This is a genomic window from Pseudomonas sp. lyk4-TYG-107 (genome assembly GCF_030209055.1).
Taxonomy (GTDB): Bacteria; Pseudomonadota; Gammaproteobacteria; order Pseudomonadales; family Pseudomonadaceae; genus Aquipseudomonas; species Aquipseudomonas putida_A.
On record NZ_JARVST010000002.1, the window covers coordinates 247184 to 271850 of the forward strand.

The following is a 24667-nucleotide window of genomic DNA, read 5'->3' on the forward strand; positions in this document are numbered from 1 at the left end:
CATGACGGCCGCGATCCAACGGCGACTGGAGATTCCAGAGCCAGAAAATGCTGAAAAAACCGAACTGCATCCCGAGCTGAATCGCGCCCATGTGCGCTTCATCGGCCTGGGTAAAACCTACGCGGGTCGGCAAGGCCCGGTCGCGGCCCTGCAAGGCATCGATCTGGCGATCCAGCGCGGCGAGGTGTTCGGCATCATCGGGCGCAGCGGCGCCGGCAAGTCGTCGCTGATCCGCACGATCAATCGTCTGGAACAACCGACTGCGGGGCGGGTGCTGATCGATCAGGTCGACATCGGCGAGTTCGATGAAGACCGGCTGGTCGCCCTGCGCCGAAGGATCGGCATGATCTTCCAGCACTTCAACCTGATGTCAGCCAAGACCGTGTGGCAGAACGTCGAACTGCCGCTGAAAGTCGCGGGCGTACCGAAGGCGCAACGCGAGCAGAAGGTGCGTGAACTGCTCGAACTGGTCGGCCTGCAAGCCAAGCACAAGGCTTACCCGGCGCAGCTCTCCGGCGGGCAGAAACAGCGTGTCGGCATCGCCCGCGCATTGGTGCATGACCCGGACATTCTGCTGTGCGACGAAGCCACTTCGGCGCTCGATCCCGAGACCACTCAGTCGATCCTCGGCCTGCTGCGCGAGATCAATCAGCGCCTGGGCCTGACCATTGTGCTGATCACTCACGAAATGGCGGTGATCCGCGAAATCTGCGACCGCGTGGTGGTCCTGGAACACGGGCGGATCGTTGAGCAAGGCCCGGTCTGGGAAGTGTTCGGCAATCCGCAGCACGAGGTCAGCCAGACCTTGCTCGCGCCGCTGCAACACGCCTTGCCGGCAGAACTGCAAAGCCGTCTGCATGCCCAGCCGCCCTCCCCGGGCGCGGCGGTGGTATTGCGTTTGCAGTTCACCGGTGGCGCCGCCGACGAGCCGGATCTGGCGGCGCTGTTCGCCGCTCTCGGCGGACGCGTGAAGTTGCTGCAGGGCGGCGTCGAACGGATTCAGGGGCATGCGCTGGGACAACTGTTACTGGCGGTCAGCGGCTCGGCCCTGAGCGCCGAACAATTGCGCGAGCGCGCCGGGCAGTGGGCGCAACGAGTGGAGGTATCGGGTTATGTGGTTTGATCGTTTGCTGCAGGGATTCATCGACACCTTCCTGATGGTCGGCGTGTCGTCGCTGATCGCGTTGCTGGTGGGGATCCCAATGGCGGTGATTCTGGTCACCAGCGACAAGGGCGGGATCTATCAGGCGCCGCAGCTCAACCGGGCGCTGGGCGCGTTCGTCAACCTGTTCCGCTCGATCCCGTTTCTGATTCTGATGGTCGCGCTGATTCCGTTCACCCGGCTGATTGTCGGCACCACGTACGGTGTGTGGGCGGCGGTGGTGCCGCTGACCATCGCCGCGACGCCGTTCTTTGCGCGGATTGCCGAAGTGAGTCTGCGTGAGGTCGATCACGGCTTGATCGAAGCGGCGCAAGCCATGGGCTGCCGGCGCTGGCACATCGTCTGGCATGTGCTGTTGCCTGAAGCGCTGCCGGGGATCGTCGGCGGGTTCACGATTACGCTGGTGACGATGATCAACTCGTCAGCCATGGCCGGGGCGATTGGTGCCGGCGGTTTGGGCGATATCGCTTACCGCTACGGGTATCAGCGCTTTGACAGCCAGATCATGCTGACGGTGATTGTGTTGCTGGTGGCTTTGGTGGCGGTGATTCAGTTGGGTGGAGATCGTCTGGCACGGGGCCTGAACAAGCGCTGATTTCAGCAGGGCTCATTCGACGCTTTTGAAACCGCTTTCGCGAGCAGGCTCGCTCCCACATTTGGAATGCGTTCCCCTGTGGGAGCGAGCCTGCTCACGAATGGCTGCGCAGCAGCCCCAGACCTGATGGCGTATATTCGGCAAATCCTCATTGCCCGCGCAGCCCTCGACCATGAAGCAAACGCCCTCCGATCTGGAACAGATCACCGCCACCACCCTCGGCCACTACAACGCGGTGGCCGAAGACTTCCGCGAAGGCACCCGCGATCACGATGTCAGTCAGAACATCGACGCGCTGCTACGGCATATCCAAGGCATTGCGCCGTTCACGATTCTCGATTTCGGTTGCGGCCCGGGGCGCGACTTGCAGGCGTTCACCCGCCTGGGCCATGTCGCGGTCGGTCTCGATGGCGCGGAAAAATTTGCGCAGATGGCCCGCGAAGACAGTGGCTGTGAAGTGTGGTGTCAGGACTTTCTGAAACTCGATCTGCCAGCCGAGCGCTTCGACGGGATCTTCGCCAATGCGGTGCTGTTTCATGTGCCGTTGCAGGAATTGCCGCGTGTGCTCGGGCAGCTGCATGCCACGCTGAAGCCGGGCGGGGTGTTGTTCAGTTCCAATCCGCGCGGGGATAACCGTGAGGGCTGGAATGGGCCACGCTACGGCTCATATCACGACCTGGACGCGTGGCGCGGGTTGCTCACGGCAGCGGGGTTTGTCGAGCTGGAGCATTACTACCGGCCGGCGGGATTGCCGCGCGAGCAACAGCCTTGGCTGGCCAGCGTCTGGCGTAAATCTGCGTAGTCAGTTCTGACGCCTTCGCGAGCAAGCCCGCTCCCACAGTTGGAATGCGTACCCCCTGTGGGAGCGGGCTTGCTCGCGAATAGAGTGCGTAGCGCTCGCTCTTTAGCGGGTCTCTTTCTGCGGCTCGCGAATCTTGTACCAGGCCACATACAGCGCCGGCAAAAACAGCAGGGTCAGCAACGTCGCCACCACGATCCCGCCAATCATCGCGTAGGCCATCGGCCCCCAGAACACTTCCCGGGCAATCGGAATCATGCCCATGCTCGCCGCCGCCGCGGTCAGCAGGATTGGTCGGCGGCGGTGCTCAGTCGCTTCCACCACTGCATCCCACGGCGCGGAGCCGTTGCGCTCGAACTCATCGATCTGCGTCACCAGAATCACCGAGTTGCGAATGATGATGCCGATCAGCGCCAGAATCCCGAGGATCGCCACGAAGCCCATCGGCGTACCGGTCGGCACCAGCGCCAGCACCACGCCGATCAGCCCCAGCGGCGCGACACTGGCCACCAGGAACATCTTCTGCACGCTGTGCAGCTGGATCATCAGGAAGGTCGCCATCAGGAACAGCATCAACGGCAAGACCTTGGCGATCGGCCCTTGGGCCTTGCCGCTTTCCTCGACCGTACCGCCGGTGGCGACCTTGTAGCCGACCGGCAGTTTTTCCGCGAAGGCATCGATCGACGGCTTGAGCAATTTCACCAGGTCGGTCGGCTGGATCTCGTCACGCACCGAAGCCTTGATGGTGATGGTCGGCAAACGGTCGCGACGCCACACCAGCGGCTGCTCGAGCTCATACCGCACGGTGGCGAAGGCCAGCAGCGGAATCGACGTGCCGTTGGGTGTGACGATCTGCAGGTTCTGCAGGGTTTCCGGCGTGCCGCGTTCCGAGTTCACCGCCCGGCCGACCACGTTGATCAGGTAAATGTCGTCGTTGACCTGGGTCAACGGCGAGCCGCTGACGATGCTGTTCATCAACTTCGCCACATCTTCCGAGGACAGCCCGAGCTGACGCGCCTTGTCCTGGGCGATGTCGATGCGCAGGACTTTGCCCGGCTCGTTCCAGTCGTAAATGATCTCGCCGATGTGTTCGTTCTTGTCCAGCTCGGTCGCCAGATCGATGGCGTGCTTGCGCACCTGATCGATGTCCTTGCCGCTGACCCGGTACTGGATCGGACGTCCCACCGGCGGGCCCATTTCCAGCGCCTGCACGTAACTGCCGATGCCGACGAAGTCTTTGTGCAAGCGCTCGCGCAGGCGTTGGCTCAACGCCTCACGGGCCTCGAAATCCTTGCTGACGATCACCAGTTGCGCGTAGTACGGGTTCTGCAATTGCTGGTCGAGCGGCAGATAGAAACGGATCGCACCCTGACCGATGTAGGTGCTCCAGCGCACGATGTCCGGGTCGCCCTTGAGCGTGGCTTCGAGCTTGTCTACGGCCTTGCGGGTTTCGTCGATCGAGGCGTTTTGCGGCAGGTTCAGATCGACGAGGATTTCCGGGCGGTCGGAGGACGGGAAGAATTGGTTCTGCACAAAGCGCATGCAGAACACCGCCAGCACAAACAGCAGCACGGTGATGCCGATCGCCCACCAGCGGTTGCGCATGCACCACAGCAAACCACCGTTGAACGCCCGACCGATGCGGCCCGGCTCGGCTTCATGGGGTTTCACGTTGGTGCTGAGGATGTGCACGCCGATCACCGGCGCAAAGAACACCGCCACCACCCACGACACCAGCATCGCCACCGCGATCACCGCAAACAGGGTGAAGGTGTACTCGCCGGCGGAGCTGGCGTTGAGGCCGATGGGCACGAAACCGGCGACGGTCACCAGCGTACCGGTGAGCATCGGGAATGCGGTCGAGGTGTAGGCGAACGTCGCCGCCTGCTCCTTGGTCTCACCCATTTCCAGGCGCGTGACCATCATCTCCACGGTGATCATCGCATCGTCCACCAGCAGGCCGAGGGCGATGATCAGCGCCCCGAGGGAAATCCGCTGCATGGTGATGCCGCTGTATTCCATGAACACGAAGACCATCGCCAGCACCAGCGGAATCGAGCACGCCACCACCAGCCCGGCGCGCACGCCGAGGCTGATGAAGCTGACCACCAGCACGATCACCACCGCTTCGAACAGCGCACTGGTGAAACCGCCGACCGCCTCTTCCACCACCACGGCCTGATCGGACACCGTATGGACGCCGACGCCAACCGGCAAATCAGCGGTGATCTGGTCGATCCGCTGGTGCAGCGCCTTGCCGAATTCCTGGACGTTACCGCCCTTCTGCATGGCAATCGCCAGACCGATTGCCGGCTTGCCGTCGAAACGGAATTCCGGGGTGGCCGGGTCAACGTAACCGCGACTGATGTCGGCGACATCGGCCAGACGATAGAAGCGGTCATTGAGCTTGAGATTGACCTCGGCCAGATCCTTCTCCGAAGCGAACTGCCCCGAGGTGCGCACCGAAATGCGCTCCGGGCCGGCCTCGATCACCCCCGCCGGGGTCACCGCGTTCTGCGATTGCAGGCTCTGCACCACCTGACGCTGGTCGATGCCCAGCGCGGCGAGTTTGCGGGTGGAGAAGTTCAGGTAAATCACTTCGTCCTGCTGGCCGATCATTTCGATCTTGCCCAGCCCCGGGACGTTGCGGATCTCGGCGCGGGCCTGCTCCACATAGTCGCGCAACTGGCGCATGGTCAGGCCGTCGGCGGTAAACGCGTAGACCGAGCCGTACACATCGCCGAACTCATCGTTGAATCCGGGTCCCTGAATCCCTTGGGGAAACTGCCCGCGAATGTCATCGATCTTCTTGCGCACCTGGTACCAGATTTCCGGAATATCCTTGGCGCTGGTGGTGTCGCGCAGGTACACGTAAACCGTCGATTCGCCGGGGCGCGTATAGCTTTTCACGTAGTCGAGGGAGTCGAGCTCTTCGAGTTTTTTCTCGATGCGGTCGGTGACCTGCTTGAGGGTTTCCTCCTGGGTCGCGCCCGGCCATTTGGTCTGGATGACCATGGTCTTGATGGTGAACGAGGGGTCTTCTTCGCGCCCCAGATTAAAGTACGAAAACACCCCCATCAGCAGCGCGACGAACATCAGGTACCAGACAAATGACTGATGCTTGAGGGCCCATTCGGAGAGATTGAAAGAGCCTTTCATTGACTGTCCTCGTCGAGTTTCACGGCTTGTCCGGGTTTGAGACTGTTAACGCCTGCGGTGACCACCTGCTCGCCGGATTTGACCCCGCCGGCCAGCACCACCGTGCCGTCGGCGCGGCTGATCACGCTGACGTCACGGGGCGCGACGGTTTTGCTTTGGGTGTCGATCACCCAGATGCGGGTCTTGCCGTCGGCTTCCTGCAGGGCGGTGGCAGGTAATTCGATGCGCGGCTTGATCGCTGAACTGAGGGTCACGCTGATCGCCGTGCCGAGGCGGAAACCGTCCGGCGTGTTGGCCAGGGTCAGCCGCGCGCGGCGGGTGCGCGTGGCGCTTTGGGCCTGCGGTTCGATTTCGCGAATGGTTGCAGTGGTGTTGATACTCGGGTCGAGTTGCCCGGCCACCAGAAACACCACGTCGGAAGGAATTTCATCGACCAGCGTGTCCGGCAGATCGATCACCGCCTCCTTGATGTCCGGTTGCGCCAGAGTCACCACTTGCTGACCTGCTGTCACCACTTGACCGGCCTCGGCATTCCACGCGGTGACCACGGCTTTGTGGTCGGCGCGCAATTCGGTGTAACCGAGTTGATCCTGGCTCTGGTTGACCGCCGCCCGCGCCTGATCGAGCGAGGCCTGGGTGGTTTTCAGGTCGGTGGTGGCGATGTCCAGTTGCGCCTGCGCGCCAACCCCGCGATCGAACAGCGCCTGCTGCCGACGGGCATTGGCCTGGGCGTTGATCAGTTGCGCCTGGACCTTGGCCAGGTCGCCTTGGGCCGAACGCAACTGGTTCTGCTGATCGGACGGATCGAGGGTCGCCAGCAGCGTACCCTTTTGCACCTCGGCGCCGACATCGACGTTGCGACTGGCAATGCGCCCGCCGACACGGAACCCGGTGTTGCTCTCGTAACGCGCCTGAATGCTGCCGGCGAAACGCCCGAGGGTTTCCTCGTTCAGCGCCTGTACCTTGATCGACAATACCGGCCGAACCGGCTCCGGCGGTGGCTCGCTTTTCGAGCAGGCGGCCAGCAGCACACCAATGGACAACAGCCCCAGACGCTTCATGGCTGCGCTCCCGGTTGCAGACCTTCGTAGGTGTTTTCGGCGATTTCGACTTTCATGCCCGGGTGCAGCAGTTGCCCACCCGCGACAATCACTTTCTCACCGCCCTTGAGGCCGTCGCTGATGATGACCTTGCCGATCAGGTAGCGGCTGACGGTGACGTTGTGCAGTTGCGCTTCGCCCTTGTCGTCGACCATCCACACCGCCGGATCACTGATGTTTTTGGTCAGCGCCGACCACGGCAATTCCACCGCCGACTTGCCGCTGCCCTTGGCCGTGGCGCTGACCACCGAGCCGAGCTGCATGCCCTGCGGCAGGCTGTCGAGGGTGACTTTGACTTGCACCGTGCCAGACTGCGCCGACACCGCCGGGGTGATTTCGCGCACGGTGCCGGTGGTCTTGATGTTGGGGTTGTCGAGCAGGCTGACGACAATCGAACGCTCCGCCGGGCGCTCAGCCAGCAACGACTCATAAACGTTGAACACCGCGTCACGATCGCCATCGCGGGCCAGTTTGAAAATCGACGCGGTGGCCTGGACCACCTGGCCGACTTCGGCTTGGCGCTCGGTAATGATGCCGGGGGCGTCAGCGATCAGCGAGGTGTAACTGAGTTGATCCTTGGCATTGGCCAGTTGCGCTTGCGCCGCGCTCAGGGCGCTCTGGCTGCTGCGCAACGCGGCTTGTGCGGAATCGAATTCGCTCTGGCTGGTGTAGCCCTTGGGCAGCAGCTTCTGCTGACGCACGAACGCCGCCGCACTCTGCTTGACCCGCGCCTGTTCGGCGATGACCTGGGCTTGCGCGGAATCGACGTTGGTCTGCAAATCCTTGGGATCGAGCTTGGCCAGTACCTGTTTGGCGCTGACCCGGTCGCCGACATCCACCAAGCGCTGAATGATCTTGCCACCGACCCGGAACGACAGTTCGGTCTGCACCCGGGCCTGCACGTCACCGGTGAGGGTCACGGCAGCGGCATAGTCCGCCGGTTTGACCTCTTGCACGAAGACCCGTGGCAAGTACTCCGCCGGGGCTTCTTTCTTGCCGCAAGCGGTCATCAACGTGAGCAGGCTCAGCACGACAACTGTTTTCAATCCGGGACTCGCCATGCAGACTCCTTCCTGTGTACGAACGTGCAAGTGACGATACGACTGTGAGCTTAGAACAGGGTTCAACGTTCGCCTGCGTGATCTCCATATTTCCCCTGTAGGAGCTGCCGCAGGCTGCGATCTTTTGACTTTACAAAAGCAAGATCAAAAGATCGCAGCCTTCGGCAGCTCCTACAATGGTCGCCTCAAGAGAAGGATTTTCATGCTCAAGACCCTCGCGGTGGCCAATTACCGCTCGATCAACAAACTGGTGATTCCGCTGGGCCGGCTGAACCTGATCACCGGCCCCAACGGCAGCGGCAAGTCCAATCTCTATCGGGCCTTGCGCCTGCTGGCGGAGACCGCCCAGGGCGGCGTGGTCAATGCGCTGGCCCGCGAGGGCGGGCTGGATTCGACGTTCTGGGCCGGGCCGGAAACCATCAGTCGGCGCATGCGCAACGGCGAAGTGGCGATCGAGCCGACGGTGCGTCAGGGCGTCAAACGTCTGCGCCTGGGGTTTGCCGGCGAGGATTTCAGCTACTCCATCAGCCTCGGATTGCCCGACTCCAACGGACATTTCATGCTGCCGGGGGATACTCATCCCAGCCCCTCGCGCTTCAGTCTCGATCCGCAGATCAAGCGCGAATGCATCTGGGCCGGGCCGCTCTATCGCCCGGCCAGCCTGCTGGTGGATCGCAACGGCCCGATGATTCGCGCCCGCGAAGGCCGCAGCTGGGACGTGCTGGCACAGCACACGCCGAATTTCGACAGTCTGTTCGATCAGATCGGCAGCCTGCGCAGTTCGCCGGAAGTGTTCCAGATGCGCGAGTTCATTCGCCGCTGGCGCTTCTACGATCACTTTCGCAGCGACGCCGACGCCCCGGTGCGCCAACCGCAACTGGGTACGCGTACGCCGGTGCTGCACCACGACGGTCGCGACCTCGCCGCAGCCCTGCAGACCATCAATGAAATCGGCGACCCCGAGGCGTTGCAGGCGGCGATCAGCGACGCGTTTCCCGGCGCAAGACTGAACATCGCACCGCTGGCCGGCGGACGCTTTGCCATCGAGTTCTTTCAGGAGGGGTTGCTGCGGCCACTGTCGGCGGCGGAGCTGTCGGACGGCACCCTGCGTTATCTGTTGCTGATCGCCGCGCTGCTGACGCCACGCCCGCCGTCATTGATGGTGCTCAACGAACCGGAAACCAGTCTGCATCCGGATCTGTTGCCGGCGCTGGCGCGCTTGATCATTCGCGCTTCGCAGGCGTGTCAGGTGTGGGTGGTGTCCCATGCGCGACGGTTGATTTCGGCGTTGCAGGAAGATCCCGAATGCAACTGCATCGTGCTGGAGAAGACGCTGGGGCAGACCGGAATTGTCGGGCAGCGGGTGCTGGATGAGCCGGCGTGGAACTGGCCGGATTGAGCGGCACCTGAGCGAGCGCTTTCGCGAGCAGGCTCGCTCCCACAGTTGGAATGCGTACCCCTGTGGGAGCGAGCCTGCTCGCGAAGAGGACCTTCAGGTCAGCGCAGATTTAACGGCCGATCACCCCTGCCACTTGCCACCCTCGACAATCACACTCTCAGGCTGGGTGTCATCGCTCAGTTCTTTACGCACATATTGGTCATACAGCTTGAGCAGATATTTCTCCTCACCCAACTTGGCCAGCTCGATATTCACCCAGTCACGCAGCTCGACGTTGCCCTTCTTCACTGCCGGGGCAATCGGTGCTTCGGCGCCGAGTTTTTCGTCCAGCACGCGGTAGCCCGGGTTCTGCTTGGCCCAGCTGAACAGCACCAGATTGTCCTGCGCGTAGGCATCGCCGCGACCGTTGGCCAAGGCTTGCAACGACTCGGAATTTTTCTCGAACTTCAGCAGTTTCCAGTCCGGATGATTCTTGGTCAGCCAGATGTCGGCGGTGGTACCGGTGGTAACGATGGTGGTGCGAGTGGCCAGGTCATCCAGATTTTTTACCGCGCTGCTTTGCGGCACCAGCGCCTGCACCGCGACCTTGAGGTTCGGGTTGGTGAATTCCACCGCCTCCTTGCGCTCCGGGGTCACGGTCATGTTGGCGAGGATCAGGTCGACCTTGTCGCTCTGCAGGAACGGAATGCGGCTCGCCGGCTCCACGGCCACGAACTCGACCTTGTTCTCGTCGCCCAGCAGATCCTTGGCGAAACGCCGACCGATATCGGTGTCGAAGCCGACGTAGCGCCCGGCTTCATCGACGAAACCGAACGGCGGTTTGTCGGTGAACACGCCGACGATCAGTTTGTCGCGGGCCTTGATCTTGTCCAGATAGCTGGCCGGCGCGGTGCTTTCGCTGGCGACTTTCGGCTTGGCCGGTTCTTCGGATTTGTTGCAGCCAGCGAGCAGCGCGAGCCCCAGCAGCGGCAGTAAAAACAGGGATGACTTGGCAGTTTTCATAGCGGTTCCAGTTCCTTTGTCGGATTCGTTTCAGGCAGTGTTGCAACGAAGGAGAACTTCTCCAGAAACTGCTGCGCGCGTGCGGTTTGCGGGTTCGTAAAGAAAATCTCGGGCGGGTTCTGTTCAAGGATGCGTCCGGCATCCATGAACACGATGCGGTCGGCCACCGCGCGGGCGAAGGCCATTTCGTGGGTGACGATCAGCAGGGTCATGCCCTCGCGGGCCAGGCCCTGAATCACTTGCAGCACTTCCTTGACCATCTCCGGGTCGAGGGCGGCGGTGACTTCATCGAAGAGCATGACCCGCGGGTTCATGCACAACGAGCGGACGATGGCGATGCGTTGCTGCTGGCCGCCGGAGAGCTGGCGCGGGAACGCATCGCGCTTGTCCGCCAGGCCCACGCGCTCAAGCAAGGCTTCGGCTTGCTGCTGCGCTTCACGGCGCTGGCGCTTTTGCACCTTGAGCGGGCCTAGCAGCAAATTGTCGAGCACGCTCATGTGCGGGAACAGGTGATAACTCTGGAACACCATGCCGATCTGCTGGCGCACTTCGCGCCAGTCGGTGGCCTTGTCCAGCAGCTCGCGCCCGGCAAATTTGAGGCTGCCGCTGTGTGCGCTTTCCAGGCCGTTGAGGCAACGCAGCAACGTGCTTTTGCCACAACCGCTGGGGCCGAGGATGACGATCACTTCGCCGCTGCGCACTTGCAGGTCGATGCCCTTGAGCACCTGCTGCTCGCCATAGAATTTGTTGAACCCCTGAAACTCGATCAATGCGCTCATGCTTGCGTCCAGCGCCGCTCCAGCACGCGCGAGGCGGCCGAGAGCGGGTAGCAGATGAAAAAGAAAAACAGAAACAGCGCGCCGTAGATCAGTACCGATTCGTAAGTGCGCTCGATGATCTGTTGGCCGACCTTGATCACATCGACCACGCCAATCAGCACCGCCAGCGAGCTGGTCTTGATGATTCGCGTGTAGACGTTGATGGTCGGCGGCGTCATGCGTTTCAGCGCTTGCGGCAGCAACACGTAGCCGTAGAGTTGCGCGGCGTTCAGGCCAATCGACAGGCCCGCTTCACGCTGCCCGCGCGGCAACGAGTGCAGCGCACCGCGCGCCACCTCGCCAACCTCGCTGGCGCCCCACAACGACAGCACCAGCACCGCACACCAGAAACTCGGCAGGCTCAGGCCGAAGAAAATCGGCAGCCCGAAGAACAACAGATACAACCAGACCAGCACCGGAATCGCCCGGAACAGCTCCAGATACACCCGCAAAATTGCGTTCAGCCATGTCACGTTGAGCGTGCGCAACACGCCGTAGAGCACCCCGCCAACGGTGCTGATAGCGATGCTCAGGAACGAGATCGACAGGGTTTGCCCGGCGCCTTTTGCCAATTGCGGCAACGACACCCAGAGCAGTTCAAGACCCGAACTGGCCATGCTGGAGCCTCCTTTCCAGACGGCTGAGCAACAGCGACAGCGGCAAGAACAACAGCACGCAGATCAGCGTCAGCACGGCGAGCATTTCGTAGGTTTTGTAGTAGAGCGCGATGTAGCTCTTGGTGGTGTAGAGGATTTCCGGCACCGCCACCGCCGAGACCACGGTGGTTTCCTTGAGCAGGAAAATGAAATTGGCGAACAGCGAGGGCAGGCTGAGAATCCCCGCCTGCGGCAGGATCACGTAGCGCAGTAACTGGCCATGGGACAGGCCGATGGAGCGCCCCGATTCCAGTTGCGCCTGCGGTACCGCATCGACGCCGGCGCGCAGCACTTCGGTGAGATAGGCGCCGCCAAGGAAAGTCATGGTGATGATTGCCGCGGTGAATCCGGAAACCTGGATGCCGATGGCCGGCAAGGCGAAGTAGACGAAGAACAGTTGAATCAGCAGCGGCGTGTTGCGCGCCAACTCCACATAAAGGCCCACCAGTTTTTGCAGGTACGGTGTGCGGAACACCAGGATCGTTGCATTGAGCAGCGCCACCAGCAGCGACGTGCCGATGGCGATGAACCCGACTTGCAGCGTCACGCCCACAGCCTTGAGAAAGGCCGGCAGGGTACTGAGGATAAATGCGTAATCGAAAGTCATGAAGCATCCTGGACGTCGCTCGGTAAGCGACGGTCATGCAGTCCATGGACAGCGGGTAACTGTCCGGCAGGCGCTGACTTTATAGGTATAAAAACAAGAATTTAAATACCGTTAAAGCATATTGATATCACGCAAAAAACTATCCTGTGGGTTTGCCGGGAAGGAATAAGAAGGCTATTTTCCCTTGCGCTGTAGGAAGGATCTTTTTTGCATGAAAGCCCTCCAAGGACGAACAGCTTTTGGCCAGACTCCCCCGGCCAAACCATTACAAGGAAGACAACATGGACGTAAAAGTGCCGCAGCGACTGGATCCGCAGGACATCGTGAAATTGCTCGTGGCGTTGCGCCGGGCGTTGAAGGCTCAGGTAACCTGAGGTCAGGATCAACAGCACCCTCACCCCAGCCCTCTCCCTGTATGTACCGGAGACATGGTGGACAGGTGTTCGGAGACATGGTGGACACTTTTTAATAGACACATTGCTCATCGCCAAGGAGATGACCTGTGTCTTGGGAAGAGGTGTCCACCGTGCAACTTCGCTCGGAATTCGTGTTTTTGGCTCGGCAAGAGGGGGCCAATATTCGGCTGCTTTGCCGTCGATTCAATATCAGTCCAAGCACTGCTTACAAATGGCTAAACAGGTTTGAAGCCTCAGGTGTTGAGGGATTGATCAACCAGTCTCGGCGACCGAAAACGTCACCCAAACGCTGTGTTGATGAGGTTGAGCAGCAGATTTTGACCGTGAGTCAGGAGTACGCGGCTTGGGGCGCTCGCAAGCTCAAGCGCGTGTTGGAAGACAACGGCGCAGTGATGCCTTCTGTCAGCACCGTGCATGCGGTTTTAAAGCGTCACTCGCGCGTTGATCCAAAGGCCGCTGAGATCAAGCCATTTATCCGGTTCGAGCATGAAGCTCCCAATGATCTTTGGCAGATAGACTTCAAGGGCCATATCAGCTTGGGCCTGGGCCGTTGCCATCCGTTGACGATACTGGACGATCATTCACGGTTTTCGCTGTGCATCGCTGCGTGCGCGAACGAGCAGCGCCAAACCGTTCAGGAGCATCTAATCCGGACCTTTCGGCGCTACGGCCTGCCTTTACGCATGACGATGGACAACGGTTCGCCTTGGGGTGATCAGACAGGTGTTTATACCGCACTGGAGATCTGGCTGATGAGCCAAGGCATCAAGGTCGGCCACTCCCGACCTTATCATCCGCAGACCCAAGGAAAGCTGGAACGCTTTCACCGCAGCCTTAAAAGCGAAGTTCTGCAAGGCCAGTTGTTCATCGATCTCGATGGCGCGCAACGGGCGTTTGATAGCTGGCGTGATATTTACAACCAGAAGCGCCCGCACCAGGCGCTGGACATGCAGGTTCCTGCGGCCCGCTACAGCAGCAGTCCACGGGAATATCAGGAGCAACCCGCGGCGCCGGAGTACAACGATGGCGATGTGATCAGGAAGGTTCAAGTGAAGGGCGAGATCTACTGGGGGAACCGTGAATACACAGTCGGAAAGGCTTTTCACGGGAGGTCAGTAGCTATCCGGGAAACGACGGAGGATGGCATCCACGATGTCTACTGGGGTAAACATCGTATAGCCAAAATCGACTTGAACTTGCAGATTGTCACAGCAGGTAAGAAGATCTAAAACCGTCCACCATGTCTCCGAACATGTGTCCACCATGTCTCCGGTACATACACTCCCCGAGGGAGAGGGGGCCGACCGCAGTGTCTGGCGATTAACATCGACCTGAAAGATCGAGTCGATTATGGATTCGGCAGAAAACTTTCACGTCGGTGTACTTCTACAGCATCCCCCAATCAGTCCCCTCTGCCTTTGGGAGAGGGCTAGGGTGAGGGGCTTTTCAACGCACGCACAAAAACGCCGATGACCATCGCTGGCCATCGGCGTTTTCATACCTTGAAGGGGTGGTTCACGCGTCGGATCAGAACGCCGGCAATACCGCGCCGTTGTACTTCTTCTCGATGAACGCTTTGACTTCCGGGCTGGTCAGGGCAGCGGCGAGTTTCTTGATGGCGTCGCTGTTCTTGTTGTCCTCACGGGCTACCAGGAAGTTCACGTAAGGCGAATCAGCGCCTTCGATCACCAGCGCATCCTTGGTCGGGTTCAACTTGGCTTCCAGCGCGTAGTTGGTGTTGATCATGTCCAGATCAACTTCCTTCAGGACGCGTGGCAGCAGGGCCGATTCCAGTTCCTTGAACTTGAAGTTGTGCGGGTTCTTGGCGATGTCTTTCGGGGTCGCCAGGGCGTTTTTCGGATCTTTCAGTTCGATCAGGCCAGCCTTCTGCAGCAGGATCAGCGCACGGCCGCTGTTGCTGCCTTCGTTCGGGATGGCGATGGTCGCGCCGTCTGGCAGATCAGCCAGTTTCTTGTACTTGCTCGAGTAGCCACCGAAGGGTTCAACGTGGACGCCTTGCACGGTCACCAGGTACTTGGACTTGTCGTCCTTGTATTTGCCGGCGTTGAAGCTGTCCAGGTAAGGCTTGGTCTGGAAGTAGTTGGCATCCAGACGCTTCTCGCCAACCTGCACGTTCGGCTGCACGTAGTCGGTGAAGACCTTGATTTCCAGATCCACGCCTTCTTTGGCCAGGGTCGGTTTGATCAGCTCGAGAATTTCCGCGTGCGGCACCGGAGTCGCCGCCACCACCAGTTTCTCGCCGGCCTGGGCCAGGGAAGCAGTCAGAGCAGCCGCCAATGCGGTAAACAACAGAACCTTTTTCATGCAGTGTCCTTATCGAGAATCACGGTCGCGAATGGCGACGGCTATTGATACGAGTGCCAGTGAAGTGCTATCTCTGGCGTGATGCGGACAATACCGGGATTTTTTATTCCCGGACAATAACGTTTATTCACTTTGATATTCCATTTCGTTCATACAGAACCTGACGGCTACAACTGCTGGCTCAAACCAATCAGCAGATCTTTCAAAGCCTTACGTTCGTCGACGCTGCCGCCGATGTTGATTTGTGCCACCAGTCGTTCGATCTGAAGCTGCGGCCCAGACACTTCGGGCAGGTTTAGGTGCTCCGGCAGGATTTCATCGCCGGTGCTGACCAGCAGCGCAAAGTGAATGACGTTTTCCAGCTCACGGGTGTTGCCCGGCCAACTGTGGCGCTCCAGCAGGTGCTGCGCCGCTTCGCTGATCAGCGGCACCGGCAGATCTAGGCGCTGGCTGTAGATGCCGAGGAAATATTCCGCCAGCGACAGGATGTCGCCAATCCGCTCGCGCAGGGCCGGCAATTCCAGCTGACCTTCGCTGAGGTAGTGATAGAGCCGTTCGTGAAATTTCCCCGCGTCCACCGCTTGCGCCAGATCAATGCTGGTTGCCGCCACCAGCCGCACATCCACCGGGCTTGGCTGATGTGCGCCGACGCGGGTGACTTCGTGGTTTTCCAGGGCGGCGAGCAGTTTGATCTGGATCGGCAACGGCAGATCGCCGATTTCGTCCAGATACAAGGTGCCGCCATTGGCCGAACCGAACCAGCCGGCGCGACTGCTCGCCGAACCGGTGTAACTGCCGGCGGCATAACCGAACAGCTCGGCATCGGCGTAAGTAGGACTGATCGCGCCGCAATTGACCGAGACGAACAGACCGCTGCGATCACTGGCTCGGTGGATGTGACGGGCGAGCAACTCTTTACCGGTGCCGGTCTCGCCGCGAATAAGCACCGAGATGGCACGCGGCGCCAGGTGTTCCAGCTCTTCGCGCAACTGGCGGGAGCGGGGATCGACAAACACCAGCGCCTTGGCGCGAATGCTCAGGGGACTTTTTTCCGCATCGGGAAAGGTCAGCAACGGCTGACCGAACGTTTCGAAACTCATGGCAGACTCCCGCCCAGAACCGCCGGCAGACGGGGGCGTTCAGAAAAGAAAAAGGTTCAAGCGCGACGCCGGGCGTGGTGTTCCATACGGTTTTGCAGGCGATACAGATAAGCGAAACCCTGCTCCCAACGCTGATGCCCGGACTTGACGTTGATGTGCCCCGCCCCGGCAAGAATTCCCGCCTCGGCGCCCCAGTTGCGCGCCAGCTCCAGGGCACGCGGGGCGCTGACGGCGGCGTCGTTGTCGGAACTGACCACCTGACTGGGGAACGGCAGCAAATCGGTGGGGATCGGGGCGAAATTGCGCAGTGCAGGCGCGCAGGCCGGACGCTCGACATCCGCCGGCGCCACCAGCAACGCACCGCGCACCTGACGCAGGTATTGCACAGGCGCGGTAGCCGCCCAATGTGCAACGGTGATGCAACCCAGGCTGTGAGCAATCAGGATCACCGGCGTGCTGTCGGCGGCAATCGCTTCGGCCAGCGCCGCAACCCAGTCTTCACGGCGCGGTGTCAGCCAGTCGGCCTGCTCCACGCGTGCGCTGTTGGGCAGGCTGTTCTGCCAGTGGGTTTGCCAATGATCTTCTGGCGATCCTTGCCAGCCCGGCACAATCAGGTAGCGGATTGATTCGTTGCGCATGGGGAGCTCTCCTGCGTCGTGTCTGTTCCTGATCGAGTATAGGGACGGGATTTATATTCGTTAAGGAATAAGAAGCTATTTATTAAGACTCGAAAAGAATATTAAATGCAAACCTGTGGGAGCGGGCTTGCTCGCGAATGCGGTGTCTCAGTCAACATTGATGTCGATGCAGCTGACGCTTTCGCGAGCAAGCCCGCTCCCACAATGGGTTGGTGAGGCTGGTTTTGCGGGATAAAAAAAGGGCCGCACCCTGCCAAGGAGACGGCCCCGGAAAAACGTAAATCCTGTTTACCGCGCAGTGATCACCGACAATTTGGTAATCCCCGCCCGTTCAATCGAAGCCATGGCCCGCGCCACTTCGCCGTAGTTCACCCCGTCGTCGGCCTGCAATTGCACGCGCACTTCCGGGTCCTTGGCCTTGGCCGACTTGAGGTTGAATTCCAGCAAGTCCGGCTGAATTTCATCCTTGTTGATAAACAGTTTGCCGGCGCCGTCGATGCTCACCACCAGCGGATCTTTCTGCTCGACCGGCGCCACCGCTTCGGTTTTCGGCAGGTTGATCGGGATCGCATTGGTCAGCAGCGGCGCGGTGACGATAAACACCACCAGCAGTACCAGCATCACGTCCACCAGCGGTGTCACGTTGATCTCGCTCAGCACCTCGTCGCTGTCTTGTGTGGAGAAGGCCATATCAGGACGCCTCCTTCACTTTTGTCGCGTTGCCCGGTGCCGCGACCTTGTGCGCCGTCGGGTGGATCAGCACGCGAAACGAGCTCTTTTGCGCCAGGCTGTAGAAGTCGTGGGCGAAGTCATCCAGGTCCGCCGCCGTCAGTTTCAGACGCCGCAAAAAGTAGTTGTAAACCAGCACCGCCGGCACCGCGACGGCGATCCCCACACCAGTGGCGACCAGTGCCGCGCCAATCGGACCTGCGACGGTTTCCAGGCTCGCCGAGCCTGCCGCGCTGATGCCTTTCAACGCCTCCATGATTCCCCACACCGTGCCGAACAAACCAATGAACGGCGACGTACTACCAATACTCGCGACTACCGCCAGACCGGTTTCCAGCGAACGCCGTTCGCGGACGATCTGCTGGCGCAAGGCCCGTTCGAGACGATCCTGATGGTTGATCGCCTGGCTCAGGTCATTGGCCTGCGGCGCCTCACCCACCTGAATCGCCGCGTACCCGGCCTGAGCGACTCGTGCCGCAGCACCGGGCTGGGTTTCGCTCAACTCAGCGGCGGAATCCAGACTCGAGGCCGCCCAGAAGCGTTTATGAAACTTGCGATCCTGCGCCTTCAGACGACCGAATTGCACAGCCTTGAGCAGCGCCAGTCCCCAGGTGGCAACGGAAAAAACCACCAGCAGCCAGATCACCGCGCTTTCGATGGATTCCAGTGGAGAGGCCAGTAACGTCATGATGTATTCCCTCGTGTAAACATTTAGCGCGAATAGGTTTCGGTTTAATGAATCTTGAAATCGATGGGCACGCTGACCCAGCCGTCCTGGGCGACATCACCCTGCTTGGCCGGCACGAAGCTCCACTGCTTGACGGCATTGAGTGCCGCATCGTCGAGCTGTTGCCGACCACTGCTTTTCTGAATCTGGATCTCGCCCGGTTTGCCATTGGCCAACACGTGCACCCTTAACATCACCGTGCCTTCCCAACCGCGACGCTGGGCCAGCGACGGATATTCCGGCGCCGGATTCTTCAAATACGCGGCGTTGGCCGAAGCCGGCGTCACGGGCGCCGGGGCCGGTGGTGCAGGTGGCGCCGGGGCGGCAACCGGAGCTGCCGGTTGTGGCGGCGCGGGTGGTTGTTCAACAGCTTTCGGTGCTGGTTTCGGAACCGGTTTGGCCACCGGTTTCGGCTTGGGCTTGGGAATCGGTTTGGGCGGCGGCGGCTTTACGGCCAACTCGTCTTCAACCGGTGGCGGTGGCTCCACGACCGGTGCCGGTGGCGGCGGTTCGACCACCGGCGGCGCGGGTGGCGCCGGCCGCGAAAACTCGATGGTCATCGGCGGAATTTCCGGCGGCACGATTGGCAACGGCGGCGTCGGATGCTGGTTGATCCAATAGATCACCGCGCCGTGCACCAGCAGCGCCAGCACGCCGAGCAGAATGGTTTCACGGCGGCTCAGAATGCCCTTGGGCGCACGCTGCAAACGCAGCTGCCCCAGCGGCACACGATGCGGCCGGCCGAGATCGACCAGTTCGCCACTCGGCGTCTGACGCCACAGCAATTCCTGTGCGCTGGCGGCGGTCTGGACATTGCCCATTGATTCACTCCCTGCGGTCTTTTTGCGAAGTACCCGACAGGTCGCCGCAAACATCCCCCGGGCGACCGGTCGTTGGGTGAATCATTGGAGCAATCGCTTATCTCCGAAAGTAACTTTTATCGATGTGTTTAGATTTTTAACGAATATAGGTTTTCGTAGATTGTCGCGAAGCCACGGCCTGCAAGGGCTGGCGCCGAGGGCTGAATTTACAATGCTTTTCAAGCATGAAAATTATTCGGCGAAGGCATGCGAAACCCGCTCATTTCGCGCTTCTTCAGCGGTTTTTCCGGATGAATTCCAGGCCATTCAACCCGGTGTTGCCCATCATGTCCGCCGCGCTGCCCATTGCCCGCAAGCGTGTGTAGGCCTGATCGGGCGAGAACATCACCCAGGCATGCGCCGTGCCATCGGCCGTCAGCGTATTGAAAGAGATAGCGACCGGGCCTGTTGAAAAGCCATGCCTGAAATGAAAATTGCCAAATGCGATCGGGTAATCGGTGCCGGACACGGACAACGTGCCGGTGAAACTGCCGGTGCGGTCATCGCCCTCGGTCAGGGTCAAGGTTGTATCTGAAGGTTCATGACGATAAACGCCATTGATCGTGGACATGTGCAGCATCCTTGCTTGTGTTTGCGAAGAAATCTGGCGCTGGCTGCGCCTCATGCGTGGCGAACGAAGTCGCCCGGCAGGCTGCTGACCACGCCGTCATAGGTAACGCGCACGCAGTGCCCCTGCAGTTCATGAGTGCCGCGACTTGGCGAGAACAGGGTCAGGGCGAAATAACCGTGATCCTGGTTATTGGCAATCAGCGTGACCACGGTTGGCGGCTGGTAGCCGTTGAGGCTTGCATAACGGCCACTGACAATGCCGTAGTTGATGCCTTGGTGATGCAACGTGCCGCCGAAGACCCCGGTGCGGTCATCGGAATCGACAATGGTCAGAGAGGGCCCATCGAGGGTGTTGGAATAAAGCGCGTTTTGCATGTAAGCGTCCTGCTCGAATGATTGAGTTCACCTCGAGCTTAGAATCAGACGCCAGAAAACGCTGTCATCCACAGGAAACACAACCAACATGAAAATGACTTATTTCATGTAAGAAAAAAGCCGCCAGGCTCAATAGCATGACGGCTTTTTTGTGACACAAAATTACTGTTTAACAAACTCTCCAGCCAGACTAACAACATCACCATCAAAGTTGGTGCGCGAACCCGCCGCCCGAACTTTCGAATAGGTGTGATCCGGCGAGAACAGCGCCCAGGATTGATAACCCGTGCCGTCATTCAGAGCCGCGAAGGTGATGATCGTAGGCTGCCCGGTGCTGTTCTGGAAATGGTAATGCCCGTAAGCGATGTCGTAGTTCACGCCGTTCTGGTTCAACTTGCCGCTGAAGGTGCCGTTGGAGTCGTTGCCATCGGTAATCGTCAGTTTGGCGCCAGCGTTAGCGTTTACATAAGTTCCATTAATGCTCGACATAACGTGATTTCCTTTATCGTTGGATAAGTGTCTTCCGATGAGAGCAAGTTCCCTCCTGGAAACTCACGACACTCAGGATGGTTGGCCATTCACTTATTGTCCACGCCACTTTTCAACGAAATTGCAATAAGCACTATTCAAACCGCACATAACTTATCGCCATTCATTCGAGCATTAATTCCTTTTCAACTAACGACTGGCACTGGTCTGCTGCACTGCCGATGTCGGGGCAATCACGGCGGTCTCGGAGCGCGGCGTACCCTTCGGCACCCAGTCGTAACTCACGGGCAACGCCCGATAGACCCAGTTGCTGATCGCGTCGCTGCCCGGTGCTTTACCCAGATAAGGACTGACGTATTCCCAGACGTTTTCGCCGCCGGCCGTGACCTGGAAAAAGCGCCCGTTCATGCCTTCGTCGATCAGCGTATTGCCGTTGGGCAAACGTCGCGCGCTGCTGATGAACGAGCTATAGAACGCCCACCCCGGCTGCTTCGAATTAGCCGCGCTGTACTGCCAGACGATTTCATTTTTCTGCGGGTCGATTTCCAGCACTCGCGAGCCGGAAATCAGCCCGAGGGTGACGTTCGGATACCCCGCCGAACCCTGGTTGTCGAACACCAGCAGGTTGCCCGCACCGGGCAGCCCGGCAGGGATGATGTGCGCGTCGTGCTGGCCGACAAATTGATCCACCGGACGCGGCAGTTTCTGTGCGGTTTTCGGGTTGATCAGCGGCAGGTTCGGGCCGAGGCGCCAGACCACTTTGCCGCTGTGTTTGTCGATGATCGCGATGAAGTTGGCGTTGCGTGAATCGAGCAACAGGTTATCTGGATTGAAGCGCTTGTCCCCGGCATCGAACCACTTGTTCGGCCCGACCACGCTGAGGTTGTTGATGTGCAGGTAATCCGGGTTGTCGCTGGCGCGCACCAGCTTCAGTTGCTCCGGGGTGAAGCCGAATTCGTTCAGGTGTTCCGAGGCCAGCCACTGCCATTTCACCTGCCCGTCGGGGCTGACTTCGTAGATCGCATCGTCGATCACCTCGGGCACTTTGAAGCCTTTGACTTGGTGCACCTTGTTCGCCAGCACCACGGTATTGCCGTTGCTCAGGCGTCGCTGATCATGGTGTTGTTGCGCCGCGCCACCGGGGGCCTTGTCGCCCCACTGCCAAACCACTTTGCCGTTCCAGTCCAGCTCGCCGACGCTCTGATTGCCCAGACCGTTACCGGCGGAGCCGAGCTTGCCCGGATCCTTGTCGCTCAGTTGCAACAGCACATGCCCGCGCTCGCCGCCGACCAGTTGCGGGTCAATGATCGCCGACGGAAACCCCGCCTGCGGCCAGGTTTTCACCTCGTTGCCGTTCATGTCGATCAGGTGCGTCTGCTTGTCGGCACCACTGAAAATCACGTATTGGTTGAACGCCTTGTTCGGGTCGTAGCGGGTGACGCCGGTCGGGTACACGCTGGGTGCGGCGAACACCGAGGTACTCAACGCTGCGCCGGATAACAACAGGGCTAAAGCGGTTTTGCCTGGCAACATGATGCAGCTCCTTGAATGACAGATCAGAAGTCGTAGCGACCGGTAACGCCGAGGGTGCGCGGCGTGCCGAGCAAGCCTTCATAACCGCCGTTGCCGCCGGTCCACAGGGTCGTGTAGTAGGTCTTGTCGAAGGCGTTTTTCAGCCACAGCGAAACGTCCCACTGGCCCTGATTGAAATCGCCGCGCAGACCGGTGGACAGGTTGACCACCGCGTAGCTCGGGATCTGCCCGTAGTCGGAATCCTCGACCGTGCCCACCGCTTTCGAACGGAACGCGTAGCTGGCGGTGACGTAGGGTTCGAAGCCGTTGGCCAGATTCCATTTGTATTCGCCATTGGCATTGCCGATCCATTTCGACGCGCCGACCACTTGATGGCCGCTGAGATCGCAGGACGCCGGTGCGCCCGGTGCCTGGCTGACTTCCGGCGGGCATGGCGCATCTTTGTACGAGAGGTAGCTGACGTCGTTGTACGAGCCGTTGAAGTTCAGCGTCAGGCCGCGCAACGGGATCACCGTGCTTTCGAATTCGACGCCGCGCGAGCGCACGGAACCGGCGTTAGTCAGGTATTGCACGCGGTTGACGTCGTCGTAGGCGTTGGTCTGGTAAGCGTTGACCTGAGTCCAGAAAACGTTGGCGTTGAGTTGCAGACGCCGATCCCACAGGGTGCTTTTGAAACCGAGTTCGGCGTTGTTGGCGCGCTCGGTGCCGATCAGCAGCGAGTCGGCGCCAGCGGTTGGCGCCGAACCCACTGCGAGGTTCACCCCACCGGATTTTTCGCCGTGGGACAGCGTGGCGTAACCGAGCAGATCATCGGTGAAGCGATAGCTGAGGTTGAGCAATCCGGAGGGGCTTGAGCTGTACTGATTCAGATCGCCGGAATCGTAGGCGCCAGTACGTCCGCGGCGTGCCGTGGCCGCTGCACCGGTGACAGTGGCGCCACCGACCGGCGCATCGCGGGTGACCCAGGCGTTCTTCTCTTCATAGGTGCCACGCACCCCGGCGGTGAAGTCCAGGCGCTCGGTGAGGTGCCAGGTGCCTTGGGCGAACAGGGCGAAACTGTCGGTCTTGATGTGGCCGTTGCCGACGCTGCCGACGTTGGCCAGGGCACCGCGTGGCGTGCCGTTCCAGATGTCGGCCTGCGGGCCGTAATAGGCGAAGGATTTGTTGTCCAGATCCGAGCCGAAGTAGTACGCGCCCACCACGTAATCGAAGAACTCGCCCTTGGGCGAGGCCAGGCGGAATTCCTGCGAGTACTGTTTGTCTTCGACCGAAACCCCGGCGTTGTAAGTCGCCGCAACGTTGAGACCGTCGTCGTTGGCCGGGGTGAAATTCCAGAAGCGATAGGAGCTGATCGAGGTCAGGGTGAAATCGCTCGGCAGCGTCCAGTTGGCCTCCACCGACGTGCCACCCTGATGCACGGTGACGTGCTGATCGTTGTCCAGATTGACCTTGCGGTGCGAGCCGTTGACCAGCGTCGCGCCGGCGGCATTGGCCCGCGATTGGTAGAGGTTGACGCCGTTGATGGTCGGTCCGGTGTTGTACAGCACGCGGGTGCCGGCGCTGGAGTCCTCTTCGTTGTAATCGCCGATCCAGCGCAGATTGAAATCTTCGTTGGGCTTGAACAGCAACTGCGCACGGAAGCCATCGCGCGAGCCACCGTTCAGCTCATGACCGTTGTATTCGTTCTTGATGTCGCCGTCGCTGCGGGTTCGATAGGCCGAAAAGCGCCCGGCCAGTTCATCGTTGAGCGGCCCGGAAATGGTGCCCTTGGTCTGGAAGTAGCCGTCCTCGCCGAACGAGGTTTCGATGCTGCGCTCAGGGGTGAAGGTCGGCGCGCGGGTGCTGATGTTGATCACCCCGGCGGTGGTGTTCTTGCCGAATAGTGTGCCCTGTGGCCCGCGCAGGACTTCGAGCTGTTCGATGTCCATCAGGTCGAACACCGCCATCCCCGGACGGCCCAGATACACGTTATCGATGTACAGACCGACGCTGCCTTCCAGGCCGTCGCTCGCCGGGTTGTTGCCCAGTCCACGAATCGACACGCTGGACTGGCGCGCGTGCATGTAGGCGACGTTGACGCTCGGCACCAGTTGCTGAAGATCCTGGATGCGGTAGACGCGCTGCGTCTCCAGGGTCTGGCCGCTGACCACGCTCATCGGCGTCGGCACATCTTGCGAACTTTCCTCGCGACGGCGGGTGGTGACGGTCACGGTTTCCAGCTGCGAGCTGTTGGCCGCGGGTTTGCCGGCCGGCGCCGGTGGCAGGGCTTCGGCCTCGGCGGCGTAGCTGTGAGTCCAGCTGGCACTCCCCGCCAGCAACAAGGCCAGAGGCAGGCGTTTGAGCCGTCGTGGCGTTAAGGGTGACGCAAGGTTCAACGGACTCATGGCGCGGCTCCTGGTCAAAAAACACACAGACATCTTCAGCGCTGCATATTCTTTTCGGTTATTTATTTATGGATTTACAAATATTTACTGCATAAGAGATTGCCTTTATAAGGAGTCGACCTAATGCATATCCAATGCATTTCCCGGATATTTTTTATGTGAA

The 24667-nt window shown here is 60.3% G+C and carries 23 protein-coding genes; 5 read left to right on the forward strand and 18 right to left on the reverse strand.

Annotated features, from left to right (window positions below; all coding sequences use genetic code 11):
- Position 1 precedes the first annotated feature (1 nt).
- The 3 genes from QRN61_RS02870 to QRN61_RS02880 all read left to right on the forward strand — a co-directional run bounded on the left by QRN61_RS02870 (position 2) and on the right by QRN61_RS02880 (position 2559).
- Positions 2 to 1123, forward strand: coding sequence for a methionine ABC transporter ATP-binding protein (locus QRN61_RS02870; protein WP_183784549.1), 1122 nt, complete (start codon positions 2 to 4; stop codon positions 1121 to 1123).
- The gene (locus tag QRN61_RS02875; protein WP_285373166.1) at positions 1113 to 1757 is read left to right on the forward strand and encodes a methionine ABC transporter permease; all 645 of its coding nucleotides are present in this window, start codon (positions 1113 to 1115) and stop codon (positions 1755 to 1757) included. Before QRN61_RS02870 ends, QRN61_RS02875 begins: the two co-directional genes overlap by 11 nt.
- Positions 1758 to 1929: 172 nt before the next feature.
- Complete coding sequence (locus QRN61_RS02880) at positions 1930 to 2559, forward strand: class I SAM-dependent methyltransferase (RefSeq protein WP_096797450.1); 630 nt, start codon at positions 1930 to 1932, stop codon at positions 2557 to 2559.
- A 102-nt stretch (positions 2560 to 2661) separates the two neighbouring features.
- Here the strand turns inward: QRN61_RS02880 and QRN61_RS02885 are convergent, their stop codons facing one another.
- The 3 genes from QRN61_RS02885 to QRN61_RS02895 are packed head-to-tail and all read right to left on the reverse strand — an operon-like array spanning position 2662 to position 7876.
- Positions 2662 to 5715, reverse strand: a complete 3054-nt coding sequence (locus QRN61_RS02885) for an efflux RND transporter permease subunit (protein ID WP_027611180.1) — start codon at positions 5713 to 5715, stop codon at positions 2662 to 2664.
- Entirely contained in the window at positions 5712 to 6776 is a 1065-nt protein-coding gene (locus QRN61_RS02890) for an efflux RND transporter periplasmic adaptor subunit (RefSeq protein WP_247268409.1), read from the reverse strand. The genes QRN61_RS02885 and QRN61_RS02890 overlap by 4 nt, the downstream gene beginning before the upstream one ends.
- On the reverse strand, positions 6773 to 7876 hold the full coding sequence (locus QRN61_RS02895) for an efflux RND transporter periplasmic adaptor subunit (RefSeq protein ID WP_285373167.1): 1104 nt from the start codon (positions 7874 to 7876) through the stop codon (positions 6773 to 6775). The genes QRN61_RS02890 and QRN61_RS02895 overlap by 4 nt, the downstream gene beginning before the upstream one ends.
- A gap of 202 nt (positions 7877 to 8078) precedes the next feature.
- Between QRN61_RS02895 and QRN61_RS02900 the strand changes: the two genes are divergently transcribed.
- Positions 8079 to 9275, forward strand: coding sequence for an AAA family ATPase (locus tag QRN61_RS02900; RefSeq protein WP_150369401.1), 1197 nt, complete (start codon positions 8079 to 8081; stop codon positions 9273 to 9275).
- A 120-nt stretch (positions 9276 to 9395) separates the two neighbouring features.
- Here the strand turns inward: QRN61_RS02900 and QRN61_RS02905 are convergent, their stop codons facing one another.
- From QRN61_RS02905 to QRN61_RS02920, 4 genes are read right to left on the reverse strand one after another with little or no spacing between them, the layout of a single operon-like run.
- Positions 9396 to 10277, reverse strand: coding sequence for a transporter substrate-binding domain-containing protein (locus QRN61_RS02905; protein ID WP_285373168.1), 882 nt, complete (start codon positions 10275 to 10277; stop codon positions 9396 to 9398).
- Complete coding sequence (locus tag QRN61_RS02910; RefSeq protein WP_027611175.1) at positions 10274 to 11056, reverse strand: amino acid ABC transporter ATP-binding protein; 783 nt, start codon at positions 11054 to 11056, stop codon at positions 10274 to 10276. Before QRN61_RS02910 ends, QRN61_RS02905 begins: the two co-directional genes overlap by 4 nt.
- Positions 11053 to 11712, reverse strand: a complete 660-nt coding sequence (locus QRN61_RS02915; RefSeq protein WP_047290785.1) for an amino acid ABC transporter permease — start codon at positions 11710 to 11712, stop codon at positions 11053 to 11055. Before QRN61_RS02915 ends, QRN61_RS02910 begins: the two co-directional genes overlap by 4 nt.
- Complete coding sequence (locus tag QRN61_RS02920) at positions 11693 to 12358, reverse strand: amino acid ABC transporter permease (protein WP_027611173.1); 666 nt, start codon at positions 12356 to 12358, stop codon at positions 11693 to 11695. The genes QRN61_RS02915 and QRN61_RS02920 overlap by 20 nt, the downstream gene beginning before the upstream one ends.
- A gap of 502 nt (positions 12359 to 12860) precedes the next feature.
- Between QRN61_RS02920 and QRN61_RS02925 the strand changes: the two genes are divergently transcribed.
- Positions 12861 to 14003 carry an IS481 family transposase gene (locus QRN61_RS02925; protein WP_150369399.1) on the forward strand — a complete coding sequence of 381 codons (1143 nt, stop codon included), beginning with the start codon at positions 12861 to 12863 and terminating at the stop codon, positions 14001 to 14003.
- 298 nt (positions 14004 to 14301) lie between these two features.
- Here QRN61_RS02925 and QRN61_RS02930 read toward each other — a convergent pair whose 3' ends face one another.
- The 11 genes from QRN61_RS02930 to QRN61_RS02985 form a co-directional block, all read right to left on the reverse strand.
- A complete protein-coding gene (locus tag QRN61_RS02930; RefSeq protein WP_027611172.1) occupies positions 14302 to 15099 on the reverse strand; it encodes a MetQ/NlpA family ABC transporter substrate-binding protein in 798 nt (265 codons plus the stop codon).
- A 167-nt stretch (positions 15100 to 15266) separates the two neighbouring features.
- Positions 15267 to 16199 carry a sigma 54-interacting transcriptional regulator gene (locus QRN61_RS02935; RefSeq protein ID WP_003220574.1) on the reverse strand — a complete coding sequence of 311 codons (933 nt, stop codon included), beginning with the start codon at positions 16197 to 16199 and terminating at the stop codon, positions 15267 to 15269.
- A 56-nt stretch (positions 16200 to 16255) separates the two neighbouring features.
- Positions 16256 to 16837: an alpha/beta hydrolase gene (locus QRN61_RS02940; protein WP_003220572.1), complete on the reverse strand. Its 582-nt coding sequence runs from the start codon at positions 16835 to 16837 to the stop codon at positions 16256 to 16258.
- Positions 16838 to 17125: 288 nt separating this feature from the next.
- Complete coding sequence (locus tag QRN61_RS02950; RefSeq protein WP_003220570.1) at positions 17126 to 17527, reverse strand: ExbD/TolR family protein; 402 nt, start codon at positions 17525 to 17527, stop codon at positions 17126 to 17128.
- A 1-nt stretch (position 17528) separates the two neighbouring features.
- Positions 17529 to 18254, reverse strand: a complete 726-nt coding sequence (locus QRN61_RS02955) for a MotA/TolQ/ExbB proton channel family protein (RefSeq protein WP_027611170.1) — start codon at positions 18252 to 18254, stop codon at positions 17529 to 17531.
- Between the two features lie 44 nt (positions 18255 to 18298).
- Positions 18299 to 19114, reverse strand: coding sequence for an energy transducer TonB (locus QRN61_RS02960; protein ID WP_183784537.1), 816 nt, complete (start codon positions 19112 to 19114; stop codon positions 18299 to 18301).
- A gap of 274 nt (positions 19115 to 19388) precedes the next feature.
- The gene (locus QRN61_RS02965; protein WP_285373170.1) at positions 19389 to 19724 is read right to left on the reverse strand and encodes a hypothetical protein; all 336 of its coding nucleotides are present in this window, start codon (positions 19722 to 19724) and stop codon (positions 19389 to 19391) included.
- 50 nt (positions 19725 to 19774) lie between these two features.
- On the reverse strand, positions 19775 to 20098 hold the full coding sequence (locus tag QRN61_RS02970; protein WP_007963450.1) for a hypothetical protein: 324 nt from the start codon (positions 20096 to 20098) through the stop codon (positions 19775 to 19777).
- A gap of 162 nt (positions 20099 to 20260) precedes the next feature.
- Entirely contained in the window at positions 20261 to 20587 is a 327-nt protein-coding gene (locus tag QRN61_RS02975) for a hypothetical protein (protein WP_096797777.1), read from the reverse strand.
- Positions 20588 to 20776: 189 nt separating this feature from the next.
- On the reverse strand, positions 20777 to 22120 hold the full coding sequence (locus QRN61_RS02980; RefSeq protein WP_285373171.1) for an aryl-sulfate sulfotransferase: 1344 nt from the start codon (positions 22118 to 22120) through the stop codon (positions 20777 to 20779).
- Positions 22121 to 22143: 23 nt separating this feature from the next.
- Complete coding sequence (locus tag QRN61_RS02985) at positions 22144 to 24504, reverse strand: TonB-dependent receptor (protein ID WP_285373172.1); 2361 nt, start codon at positions 24502 to 24504, stop codon at positions 22144 to 22146.
- Between the last annotated feature and the right edge of the window lie 163 nt (positions 24505 to 24667).